Genomic DNA, 11,240 nt, shown 5'->3' with positions numbered 1-11,240 from the left:
GCCTGCGCCTGATGGACGCCCTCATCGCCGTCAAACGCGGCGTCCCCGGCGCCGCCCTCCCCGAACTCCGGCAACGCCGCGTCCGCACCACCACCACCACCACCGCCGCCGTGAGCGACGAGACCCGGGAGGAGGGCAGCACCCGCTCCGACGTCGCCACCGACAACCCCGTCCCCACCCCGCCCTTCTGGGGCACCCGCGTCATCAAGGGCATCCCCCTCAAGGACTACGCCACCTGGCTCGACGAAGACGCCCTCTTCAAAGGCCAATGGGGGCTCAAGGACCGTAGGACGATCGACTCCGAGGGCGGACCGCGACTCCGCGGCTGGCTGGACCGGCTGCACACCGAACGGATGCTGGAAGCCGCGGTGGTGCACGGCTACTTCCCCTGCGTCTCCAAGGGCGACGACCTGATCATCCTCGACGAGCAGGGCATAGAACGGACCCGCTTCACCTTCCCCCGCCAGCGCCGCGGCCGCCGGCTCTGCCTGGCCGACTTCTTCCGCCCCGAGGAATCGGGAGAGACCGATGTGGTCGGCCTCCAGGTCGTCACCGTCGGATCGAGGATCGGCGAAGCCACCGCCGAACTGTTCCAGGCCGACTCCTACCGCGACTACCTCGAACTCCACGGCCTCTCCGTCCAGCTCGCCGAGGCCCTCGCCGAGTACTGGCACGCCCGGGTCCGCACCGAACTCGGTCTGTCCGCCGCCGACCCGGGTGATCTGGACGGCATGCTCCGGACCGAGTACCAGGGCTGCCGCTACTCGCTGGGCTACCCGGCCTGCCCCGACCTGGCGGACCGGGCCAAGATCGCCGAACTGCTCCAGCCGGAACGGATCGGCGTGATCCTCTCCGACGAGTTCCAGCTCCACCCCGAGCAGTCCACCGACGCGATCGTCGTCCACCACCCCGAGGCGAGCTACTTCAACGCCGGAGGACGAGCGTGATCCCCGGATCGGTACCCAGTTTCTCCTTCGAGTTCTTCCCTCCGAGGACCGAGGCGGGCGAGCGCACCCTGTGGAACGCGATCCGCAGGGTGGAGGCCCTCTCCCCCACTTTCGTGTCCGTCACCTACGGCGCCGGCGGAGCGTCCCGTGACCGTACGGTCGGGGTCACCGAGCGCCTCGCCGCGGAGACCACGCTGCGGCCGGTCGCCCATCTCACCGCGGTCGGCCACTCGGTGGCCGAACTGCGGCACATCATCGGCCGGTACGCGGACGCCGGCATCCGTGACGTCTTCGCTCTGCGCGGCGACCCGCCCGGCGATCCGCGCGGCCCCTGGATCCCGCACCCGCAGGGTCTCAGCCACGCCCGTGAGCTGGTCGAACTGGTACGGGAGCTCGGCGACTTCACCGTCGGAGTGGCGGCCTTCCCGGAACGCCATCCGCGGTCCCCCGACTGGGAGAGCGACATCCGGCACTTCGTGGCCAAGTGCCGGGCCGGGGCCGACTACGCCATCACGCAGATGTTCTTCCACGTCGAGGACTATCTGCGGCTGCGCGACCGGGTCACCGCGGCGGGCTGCGACACCCCGATCATCCCGGAGATCATGCCGGCCACCGATGTACGCCAGATCCGCCGCTTCGCCGAACTGAGCGACGCCGCCTTCCCCGAGGACCTGGCACACCTCCTGGAGGCGGCGAGGAACGACCCGGAGACCGCGTACCGGATCGGCGTGGACCACGCCGTCGCCATGGCCGAGCGGCTTCTGGCCGAAGGCGCGCCGGGCCTCCACTACATCACCCTCAACCGGTCCTCCGCCGCGCTCGACATCCACCGGGCCGTCGGCCCCCCGGTGCGGCCTCGGTCGGAGGCGACCCTCTGAGGAAGCACCAACAGCACCGGGCACCACCGTCGTCCGGTTCCGGGAACCGTCAGTCCCACAGACGAGCCCTGGCATTGCCGACACCGGAGGCGGCTCCGGTGATCACGCGGACCTCTCCGGCCAGTCGCCCCGCGGGGGACGGTGGGGTTCATGGGGTGGTGCGTCTCTTCTCGCGCGCGGGGGGCAGGAGGCGGTCGCGATCCGTCGACGGCTCGTGGTGCACGGCGTCCTCGGCGTGCACCACGGGGCGCCGCGCCGTGATCACGTAGTAGTCGAGGAGGCCCTCGCGGTAGGTCCGGAGGAAGTTCCGCGGCCACGTGACCGGCAGGTCGAGCCCGGCGAGGAAGCGGTCGAGCCCGGGCCAGACGGACAACCCGATGGACGTGGTGCAAACGTCCGTGAATCCGGCCGATTCCAGTGCCTCGACCAGGGAGCACAGCGGATGGGCCACGTCCAGGCCCGTGGCGAAGCTCTCCAGACGCTCGGCCAGACGCTCCGCCGCGTCGTCGGCACCATGGGGCAGGAAGAAACTCGTGACGGCCATCCGGCCACCCGGGCGCAGCACCCGGGCACACTCGCGGGCGAACGCGGCGAGGTCTCGGAAGTGCTGAGCGGCCTCCACCGAGTACAGGCAGTCGAACTCGCCCTGGCCGAAGGGCATGCGTTCGGCCGCACCACGCGCGAACCGCAGCCGCCGAGGAGCCTGAGCGAGCAGGTCGGCATTGGCTCGACGGGCTCGCTGCAACTGGTCCGGGTGGATGTCCATTCCGGCCACGGACTCGAATCCGAACTCCCGCAGGGCCAGGGCGCACCCGAGACCCAGCCCGCATCCGACCTCCAGGGAGCGTGCCGGAGCGCCGTCGACTGCCAGCTCCCTCAACACCCGGCGGTAGAGGTCCTCTTCACTGCGGACGCGGTCATCGGCAGTGAGCGGACGGTCGAGCTGAATTCCGTCCCAGTATCCGAAGTTGATGAACCCGCCGGCGAACGACGGGACGGAACTGAGGTCGAGCGGCCCGTAGACCGCCCGCACCGCCGCCACGATCTCGCCGACGGCGTCACACTCGTCGTAGTCGACCACACGCAGAGGGTAATGCAGACGGGGTGATCCCGGCAGAGGCATCTGCCCCACTGTCGATGGGGCGGAATCGGCAGAAGCCCCCGACCTCGGCAGTCGGTGCCCGGCCGCGAACGCCGCTCGCGTGAGTGTTCGCGGTGGTGCGACGAGTGACGCCCGGGTGACGCCGGCGAGTTCACGGCGCCGTGGCCGATTATGGCTGCGCCATGCGTGGTACCCGTCCCGACGTCCCGGGACGCGGCCCCGGCTCGCTCGTTGTCCTGGTGCCGGCCGCCCGCTCGGGTACGGGCCGCACGCACCACCGGAGGCACGCATGACCCCCGCTCGTATCATCGGCGCCGCTGTGCCGCTGCTGTTCCTCGCCGCCCTGGTGGCCCTGGGCGTGTGGTACGCAGTGGGCCGTTTCAGGAACCGCCGCTGACGTACGGCGCGGCGACGGGGGCGGGTGCGCCCGGCAGGCAGGCGGAGCGGGCTCGGACAGACCGGCGCGCCGGTCCCGGGCAGACCGACGAGGTCAGGACTTGGTACCGCGCGGGACCGCGAAGTCCGTCAGCCGGGCCGTACCGGGGGCGAGGCCGGACCAGGGAACCAGCAGGTCGAGGACGGCGATCGCGGACGTCGGGAACTTCTCCCCCACACGGGCGCCACCCGTCAGGGTGAAGGCCAGGTCCTCGAGACCCGGGTTGTGGCCGACGAGCAGCAGGGTGCGGACCTCCGCGGGCACCTCGTGGAGCACGTCGAGCAGATCCTCCGGGTCCGCCGCGTAGACGCGCTCGTCGTAGGTGGCGGGAGGAGGGTCGGGGGACAGTCCGGCGGCGGCCAGCGACCAGGTCTCCCTGGCGCGCAGGGCGGTGGAGCAGATCACGAGGTCGGGCATCAGGCCCATGTCCTGGAGGCGCCGTCCGGCGGCGGGTGCGTCGCGGAGCCCGCGGGGCCCGAGGGGACGTTCATGGTCGGCGACGTCCGGCGGCCAGGCCGATTTGGCGTGGCGGAGCAGTACGAGGCGGGCGGGCGCACGCCCATCCGTTGGACGGTGATCCATGCCCCCAGCCTCGCACGCCCGGGCCGTCGGCGCCCTGGTCATCGGCGCCCCGGCCGGGGTCACCCGAGGCGCACCGGGAGTTCCTTGAAGCCGTGCGCGATGAACGACTCGATGTACTCGGCGGGGCCCCGGTCCTCGGCGAGGCTCAGGCCGGGGAAGCGTTCGAAGAGGGCGGGGAGCGCGATGGCGGCCTCCATGCGGGCGAGGGGGGCGCCGACGCAGTAGTGGACGCCGTGACCGAAGGCGAGGTGCTCCTTGTCAGGGCGGGTGAGGTCGAAGACGGCCGCGGTGCCGCCGTGGCGGCGGGGGTCCCGGCCGGCTGCGGCGTAGGCGGCGAGGATGGGGTGGCCCTGCGGGATCGTGATGCCGTCGGGGAGTTCGATGTCGGTGACGGCGTAGCGCAGCGGCAGGTTGGCGACGGACGGCGTCCAGCGCAGGGTTTCCTCGACGACGTCGGCCCACGGGATCGCTCCGTCGAGGACGCGGGCGAGCTGCTCGGGGTGGGTGAGGAGGGCGTGCACGGCGTTGCCGATGAGGTTGACGGTGGTCTCGTGGCCCGCGCCGAGGATGAGCAGCAGTGTGCCGATGAGTTCGGCTTCGCTGAGCCGGGAGCCCTCCTCGTCGCGCTCGGCGATCAGCACGCTGGTCATGTCGTCGGCGGGCTGCTCGCGTTTGAGGGCGACGAGTCCGGCGAGGAGTTCGTGCACCTCGTTCCAGGTGGCCAGCGCCTGTTCGGGGGTGACCGTGGTGTCGAAGATCTCCTCGACGAGACGGGTGCTGTCGGCCCTGTTCTCCTCGGGGATGCCGAAGAGTTCACAGATCACCCTCATGGGCAGCGGGTGCGCGTAGGCGGTGCGCAGGTCGACGACGTCGCCCGGCGGGGTCTCGGCCATCCGGTCGAGGAGTTCGGCGGTGATCTCCTCGATGCGGGGACGGAGGGCGTCCGTGCGCCGCTTGGTGAAGGCCGGGGCGATCAGCTTCCGCAGCCGCCGGTGGTCGGCGCCGTAGGCGGTGAACATGTTGGTGACGCCGACCCAGGTGTGGATCCAGCCGTCACGGTGCTCACCCTTGATCCATTCGGGCCAGTGCCGGTCGGGGTCCTTGGACACCCTGTCGTCGGCCAGCAGTTGCTTGAGCACCTGGAAGTCGGTGGGTGCCCAGGCCCGGATGCCGCCGGGCATTTCGACGAGGGCGGCCGTGCCCAGTGCACGGAGCCGGTCGGCCTCTCCGTGGAGGTCGCGGCCGGCGGGGTCGAGGACGACGGGGTGCTGCTGCTCCATGGGCCGGCTCCTGCCGTGAACGGGGTACGGCTGTGAACCAACTGATCGTAGCGGCAGCAGAGTTGGGCACGTCGATTGTCGGCCTCCGTCCCGGCCGAGTCTGACCGGCGGCCCGCGGCCCCGGAGAGAGGCCGGCCCTCGTGCCCGGGGGGAACGGGGCGACGAGGGCCGGCCGGTGACGGTCACCGGTACTCCACGGCGCGTACGGAAGTGAGGGGCCGGGAGCGGGGATCCGGGGAACTACGCGGCGGGAAGCGCGGGGTTCGCCAGCCGGACCAGTTCGAGGGCCTGCTCCGGGAACCACTCGCCCGCCTTGGGGTCGGCCGTGCCGCGCTCGGGGTCCTGCGGTCCGGCGGTGCCGCGCAGGCACAGTCCGTCCGACTCGCCCGGAATCTTGATCCACAGCTTGGCGTCGTGGAGCGGGTCGCCGGTGGCGGCGGTGGGCCGGGCACCGAGGCCCCGGCCGGGCGGGTTGCACCAGTCCTGCGGGTCGCTGTACTTCCCGGCCGGCGGGGTCCAGGGACCCTGGCCGTTGCGGCTGGAGTCGGTGACGAAGTGCTTCATCGTGGCCGGGTCGGCGGTCACATGGGTGTCCAGCCAGGCCTGGGCGTCCGCCCGCGGCCACCACTGGTTGGGGCATTCGGCGGTGTTGCCGCCCTTGTCGGCGTAGGCCAGGCACGAGGAGACGAGCTTGCCGTACCAGGCGTTGTCGTCGTCGGTGCGGTAGTTGGACGCGTTGGTGTGGAAGCCGGTGGCGTCGGCGATCCCGCCCTTGATCAGACGGGGCACGATGGTGTTCACGGTGTGCCAGCCGGCGTGACCGGTGTCGAGGTACACCTTGGTGCGGCTGAGCGGTTCGAGGGTGTCGACGGCGTAGTTGACCTCGGTGTACCGGGCCGCCGTCCGGGTTCCCTGGGCGTCGTCCTGACCGCAGTCGGCCGGCAGCAGCGCCAGCGCATCGGGTTCCAGCACGACCATGGCCCGCTGCCTGCCGATACCGCGGGCGACGGCGTCGACCCACGCCTGGTACTCGGCGGTGGTGGAGGCACCGCCGCCCGAGTAACTGGCACAGTCGCGGCCGGGAATGTCGTAGAGGGCGATGACGGGGACGGTCCCCTTCGCTGCCGCGTCCTGTACGACCGCACGCACCTGGCCCTCCACATCGGCGGGCTTCTCGTCACCGAACCAGACGGCGTGCGGAGTCCTGATCATCGCGGAGATCCGGGCCGCGTCCTCGGTCCGGCCCTGCGCGGTGAGCTCCTCGATCTGGCGGTGGGCGTCCGGATTGGCAGCCGGGGTGTAGAAACGGGCCGTACCGGCTGTGGCCGCCGAGCCGACGGCCTGCGGCCCGGCGGCAGCCGGGGCGGACGCCGACAGAACAGCGGCGAACGAGACGACGACCGCTGCGAGGCGGCTCGGGCGCATGGTTCAACTCCTCGATGACTAAGGCAACTTGGCACCATCTTCGAACAGAGGTCCAGAGGAACCCTTGCGGCAGGATCAGGGACGCGTCAAGCCGACGCGCCGGGCTCCCCGAGGCCCGCACACGACTCGGGGCGCCGCCCCCGTGACGGTCCGCGTCATCTGCCGGCAGGGCACCACGCCGATCGGTGACCTGCGACATGGCCCTTGGGGCAGCAGCTTGCCGGGGCCGGTGGGGTCGTACAGGCCGGGCAGGGGCCTGGCGGGCATCTCCAGGACCAGGCCGCGGGCAGTGGGGTGGTCGGCACCCGGCCGCCCCATGCCGGGTTCCCCTGGGCGGCGGGAGGGCGCGCGGTGGGCGACTGGACGTCAGGAGGTGACGTCCACCAGGACTTTGCCGACCGCGCGGCTCTCGACCGCTCGGTGCGCGTCGGCGGTGCGGTCGAGGGGAAAGCGGAGCAGCGGCAGGCCGTGCTTCTCGCCGACCGGCAGCGCGCCGTCGCGCACTGCGGCGGCGACGTCCTGGACGGCCGCGGTACGTGCCTCCGGACCGGCCGTGTAGAGCACCAGGAACTGGAAGCGTGTGTTCAGCACCATGTTCTGCAGCACGTTCAGTTCGACTGGCCTGCCACCGTCGTTGGCGTAGGTCGAGATCGTGCCGCGGGTTCGCAGCACGGCCAGGTCCAGTGCGAGGTTCGTGCCCAGGGCCACCTCGGCGACGATGTCGACGCCGTCCGGGACGATCTTGCGGATCTCGGCGGCCGGGTCGCCCTCGCGGTAGTTGATCACGTGGTGGGCTCCGGCGGCGGTGGCCAGCCGGGATTTCTCCGGGCTGCTGATCGTGCTGATCACGGTGGCGCCGGCCCATCGGGCGAGCTGGATCACCGCGTGCCCGACCGCTCCGGCCCCGCCCGCGGCGAGCACCACCCTCCCGTCGAGTGCCCCGGGCCGCAGCCGACGCGGGCCGTCCTCAGCGACGGTGAGCGCGCGGTGCGCGGTCAGTGCGGGGACTCCGAGTGCGGCGCCGACGTCGAAGCCGGCCTCGTCGGGCAGCGGCACGGCCTGTTCGGCGGGCACGACGGTGAACTCGGCGGCGGTGCCGGTGGGCCGCCCGGCGGCGGCCATGAACAGCCAGACCCGCTGACCGACCCGGCTCTGGTCGACGCCCTCGCCGACGGCGTCGATCGTGCCGGCGCCGTCGAGGTGCGGGGTGACCTCGAAGAAGTGCTTGGGGTGGCCGGCGCCGGAGCGTGCCTGCCAGTCGGTCGGGTTGACCCCGGACACGGCGACCCGGACGCGAACCTCGCCGGGGCCGGGCGCCGGCAGGTCGCGGTCGACGAACTGCAGAACGTCGGGGGCGCCGTTGTCGCGGTAGATGATGGCCTTCATGATCCGTCCTTGGAGCCTGGTAGAGCGGGTTTTCCCGGCGTGGCCTGGCGGTCCGTCAGGGTGTCCGGCGTGTGGTGTGGTCGCGAGCCGGGTCGCGTTGGTTCCGGTCAGCCGATGGGGACGTCGTTGGAGCGGGACTCGATGGCATCGAGGGTGGCGAGGGTCGCGGCGTCGAGGGTGATCTCGCTGACCGCGATGTTGGCCTCCAGGTGGGCGGCGTTGGCGGTGCCCGGGATGAGCAGCACGTTCGGGGCGTGGTGGAGCAGCCAGGCGAGGCCGACCTGGGAGGGCGTGGCGCCCAGGGACTCGGCCACGGCGTGCACCGCTGGCTCGCCGGTCGCTTTGGGCAGGCCGGGGAAGGCCCCGCCGAGCGGGAAGAACGGCACCCAGGCGATGCCCTCGGCCGCGCACAGCTGCAGCATGTCCTCGTCGTCGCGGGAGACGAGACTGTAGGCGTTCTGCACGCAGACGACACCGGCGGGCAGGGCACGGCGCAGGCCGTCGAGGGTGACGCTGCTCAGGCCGATCGCGCCGATCTTGCCCTCGTCGCGCAAGGCGGTCATCACTGCGAGCTGGTCGTCGAGATCGACGACCTGGTCCCCCTGGGGACGCAGCCCGGGGCCGGTGTCCAGGCGGCGGAGGTTGACGACCGCGAGCCGGTCGACGCCGAGGCTGCGCAGGTTGTCCTCGACGCTGGCGCGCAGCTGCTCGGGACGCTGTGCCAGACGCAGCGGCAGGTGCCCGCCAGGGTTGGGGTCAGCCCCCACCTTCGTGACGACCAGGACGTCGTCCTCGGGGCGAAGTGCCTCGCGGATCACGTCGTTGGCGAAACCGAAGCCGTAGAACTCGGCGGTGTCCACGTGGTCGACGCCCAGCTCGACCGCGCGGCGCAGCAGCGCGACGGCCTCGCCGCGGCGGTCGTGCAGCCGCTCGAGCTGCAATGCGCCGTAGCCGATCCGGAAAACGGCGCGGGTGGCTAACGAAGCGGTCGCAGCAATCACGACGCTGTCTCCTCGGTCGGTGTTCGCAAGGCGGTGTACAGCAGTTCGGCCTGGTAGAGCGCCATGACCCGGTGGGCGATCGGAGTGGCGCGCTCCCGGGCTTGGGGCGGCTCATGGTGCTCGACCTTGACGAGCCAGGCCGTGACGCAGTCGTGCAGCATCGCGCGCATCCGGTCGGTCATGTCGACGACGATGCTGCGGATGGCCGGGTCGGTGGTCGACTCACCCCAGGTCTGCACGCCGACCCGAGCCTCGGCCGGGTCGATCGCGGCGATCAGGCGGGAGAGCAGTTCGTCGGGGCCGGGTGGGGCGTCGGCCGCGGCGTACTCGCCGAGGACATCGGCGCGCTTGGCGAGCACCGCGCGGGCGGCGACCCGGACCAGGTCGGCCTTGTTGCGGTAGTGCGCATAGATCGAGCCGGCCGAGAGGCCGGACTCGGCGGTGATGTCGGCGATCGAGGTCCGCTCCAGGCCGCTGCGGCTGAAGCAGCGGACGGCGGCCTCGGCGATCTGAGTACGCCGGAGTTCCTTGCGCGCGTCGGTGAGCCGAGGCACCACACCTCCCACAAAAAGAATCTCTGTTCCACTTATGGGAGACACTAACAGAATTACGGTTCTGTTTGTGGTGGGTGCGTGTCATACGAGCAGGCCCGGTCATGACGACCGGGCCTGCTCGCGATGGGTACAAAACGGTCCGGCCCGGAGGCGTGGGCACGGCTCCGGGCCGGACCGCTGCAGCAGCAGTTCGGGGAAGTCGGCCTTCGGCAGCATGCCGTTGGCCAGTCGGCGGAAGGGCGGCATGAGCCTGGGTAGACCGGTGGGACTTCGGACGTGCCCCCGGCATCCGGCTCGGGACCGGGGAACAGGTGAGTGTTGCCGGGCGGCGGCCGTACGTGCCTCAGGCGGCCGAGCCGACGCTGTGGACGGACGGAGGCACCACGTCACGGTGGATCGGTGTGTGCGCGCCGGTCAGGGAGATACCGCTGCCGCCGCGGCGGTCGGCGACGATTTCCGCGGCGATCGACAGGGCGGTCTCCTCGGGCGTACGGGCCCCGAGGTCGAGCCCGATCGGCGAACGGAGCCTCGCGAGCTCGGGTTCGGTGACGCCGGCTTCGCGAAGACGTCTGTTGCGGTCCTCGTGGGTGCGGCGGGAGCCCATCGCGCCGATGTAGGCGACGGGAAGCCTCAAGGCGAGCCGGAGGAGGGGGATGTCGAACTTGGCGTCGTGGGTGAGGACGCAGAGCACGGTCCTGCTGTCCACCTCGGTCGACTCCAGGTACCGGTGGGGCCAGTCGACGACGATCTCGTCGGCTTCCGGGAAGCGTGTCCGGGTCGCGAAGACGGGCCGGGCGTCGCACACGGTGACGTGGTGGCCGAGCAACTTGCCGACGCGCACCAGCGCGGACGCGAAGTCGATGGCGCCGAACACGATCATGCGGGGCGGGGGGACGCTCGACTCGACGAGCAGCGTGAGGGGCCGGCCGCAGCGCGACCCGTCCTCGCCGATCACGGCGGTGCCGGTGCGGCCGGCGTCCAGCAGGGCCCGGGCGTCCGCTGCGGCGGTGCGGTCCAGTCCGGGGTGACCGCCGAGGGTGCCCTCGTACGAGCCGTCGGGACGGACGAGGAGGGCGCGGCCCATCAGTTCGGCCGGACCGTCGGTGATCCTGGTGAGGGCCGCCGCCCCGCCGCACGCGGCGGCGGAGAGCGCGGCGGCGAACACGTCCCGGGCGGCGGCGTCGGCACGGACCGGGGTGACGAGGATGTCGATGACGCCGCCGCAGGTCAGGCCCACGGCGAAGGCGTCCTCGTCGCTGTACCCGAAGCGCTCGAGGACGCACTGCCCGTCCTCGAGCGCCTGCCGGCACAGGTCGTACACGGCGCCCTCCACGCAACCGCCGGAGACCGAACCGATCGCCGTGCCCTCGCTGTCGACGGCGAGGGCGGCGCCCGGCTGACGGGGCGCGCTGCCGCCGACGGCCACCACGGTGGCGACGGCGAAGTCACGGCCCTGCTCGACCCACCGGTTCAGCTCGTCGGCGATGTCCAGCATGTCGGTCTCCTCAAGGGTCTGGGGGATGCGTGGAGGAACCCGGGCCCGGCCCGGGCGGGGGGGAGCCCAGGGGAAGGGGCAGGGGGGGGGGGGAAAAGGAAAGAAGTCATCTGTGGGGGGGTAGGGAGAGAAAAAAGGAGGGACGGTGGAGGGC

At 71.8% G+C, this 11,240-nt stretch carries 10 protein-coding genes; 2 read left to right on the top strand and 8 right to left on the bottom strand.

Annotated features, from left to right (window positions below; all coding sequences use genetic code 11):
- Positions 1 to 947 (top strand): vitamin B12 dependent-methionine synthase activation domain-containing protein (locus tag ACZ4Z5_RS30270; RefSeq protein WP_468268773.1); only part of this gene is annotated, 947 nt, incomplete at its 5' end.
- The gene (gene metF, locus ACZ4Z5_RS30265; protein WP_468268770.1) at positions 944 to 1,825 is read left to right on the top strand and encodes a methylenetetrahydrofolate reductase [NAD(P)H]; all 882 of its coding nucleotides are present in this window, start codon (positions 944 to 946) and stop codon (positions 1,823 to 1,825) included. The genes ACZ4Z5_RS30270 and metF, both read left to right, overlap by 4 nt.
- A gap of 148 nt (positions 1,826 to 1,973) precedes the next feature.
- Here metF and ACZ4Z5_RS30260 read toward each other — a convergent pair whose 3' ends face one another.
- The 8 genes from ACZ4Z5_RS30260 to ACZ4Z5_RS30225 form a co-directional block, all read right to left on the bottom strand.
- Positions 1,974 to 2,906, bottom strand: coding sequence for a class I SAM-dependent methyltransferase (locus ACZ4Z5_RS30260; protein ID WP_468268767.1), 933 nt, complete (start codon positions 2,904 to 2,906; stop codon positions 1,974 to 1,976).
- Between the two features lie 511 nt (positions 2,907 to 3,417).
- Positions 3,418 to 3,945, bottom strand: a complete 528-nt coding sequence (locus ACZ4Z5_RS30255; RefSeq protein ID WP_468268764.1) for a SixA phosphatase family protein — start codon at positions 3,943 to 3,945, stop codon at positions 3,418 to 3,420.
- A 59-nt stretch (positions 3,946 to 4,004) separates the two neighbouring features.
- Entirely contained in the window at positions 4,005 to 5,225 is a 1,221-nt protein-coding gene (locus tag ACZ4Z5_RS30250; protein ID WP_468268761.1) for a cytochrome P450 family protein, read from the bottom strand.
- A gap of 240 nt (positions 5,226 to 5,465) precedes the next feature.
- On the bottom strand, positions 5,466 to 6,650 hold the full coding sequence (locus ACZ4Z5_RS30245) for a glycoside hydrolase family 6 protein (protein ID WP_468268758.1): 1,185 nt from the start codon (positions 6,648 to 6,650) through the stop codon (positions 5,466 to 5,468).
- A gap of 366 nt (positions 6,651 to 7,016) precedes the next feature.
- Entirely contained in the window at positions 7,017 to 8,036 is a 1,020-nt protein-coding gene (locus tag ACZ4Z5_RS30240) for an NADPH:quinone reductase (RefSeq protein WP_468268755.1), read from the bottom strand.
- Between the two features lie 107 nt (positions 8,037 to 8,143).
- Entirely contained in the window at positions 8,144 to 9,037 is an 894-nt protein-coding gene (locus ACZ4Z5_RS30235) for an aldo/keto reductase (protein ID WP_468268752.1), read from the bottom strand.
- Positions 9,034 to 9,591 (bottom strand): TetR/AcrR family transcriptional regulator, encoded by a 558-nt coding sequence (locus ACZ4Z5_RS30230; protein WP_468268749.1) that lies wholly within the window; start codon positions 9,589 to 9,591, stop codon positions 9,034 to 9,036. The genes ACZ4Z5_RS30235 and ACZ4Z5_RS30230 overlap by 4 nt, the downstream gene beginning before the upstream one ends.
- Positions 9,592 to 9,934: 343 nt before the next feature.
- Complete coding sequence (locus ACZ4Z5_RS30225; protein ID WP_468268745.1) at positions 9,935 to 11,086, bottom strand: XdhC family protein; 1,152 nt, start codon at positions 11,084 to 11,086, stop codon at positions 9,935 to 9,937.
- Positions 11,087 to 11,240 lie beyond the last annotated feature (154 nt).

This window comes from Streptomyces sp. NPDC030222, from assembly GCF_055573115.1.
The sequence above is the reverse complement of the archived record's forward strand: the minus strand, read 5'-3'. Positions and strand labels throughout refer to the sequence as shown.

Bases quoted from the DNA above. Each gene is read 5' to 3' on its own strand.
- ACZ4Z5_RS30255 (WP_468268764.1), bottom strand. From the start codon at position 3,945: ATGGATCACCGTCCAACGGATGGGCGTGCGCCCGCCCGCCTCGTACTG.
- ACZ4Z5_RS30250 (WP_468268761.1), bottom strand. From the start codon at position 5,225: ATGGAGCAGCAGCACCCCGTCGTCCTCGACCCCGCCGGCCGCGACCTC.
- ACZ4Z5_RS30245 (WP_468268758.1), bottom strand. From the start codon at position 6,650: ATGCGCCCGAGCCGCCTCGCAGCGGTCGTCGTCTCGTTCGCCGCTGTT.
- ACZ4Z5_RS30240 (WP_468268755.1), bottom strand. From the start codon at position 8,036: ATGAAGGCCATCATCTACCGCGACAACGGCGCCCCCGACGTTCTGCAG.
- ACZ4Z5_RS30225 (WP_468268745.1), bottom strand. From the start codon at position 11,086: ATGCTGGACATCGCCGACGAGCTGAACCGGTGGGTCGAGCAGGGCCGT.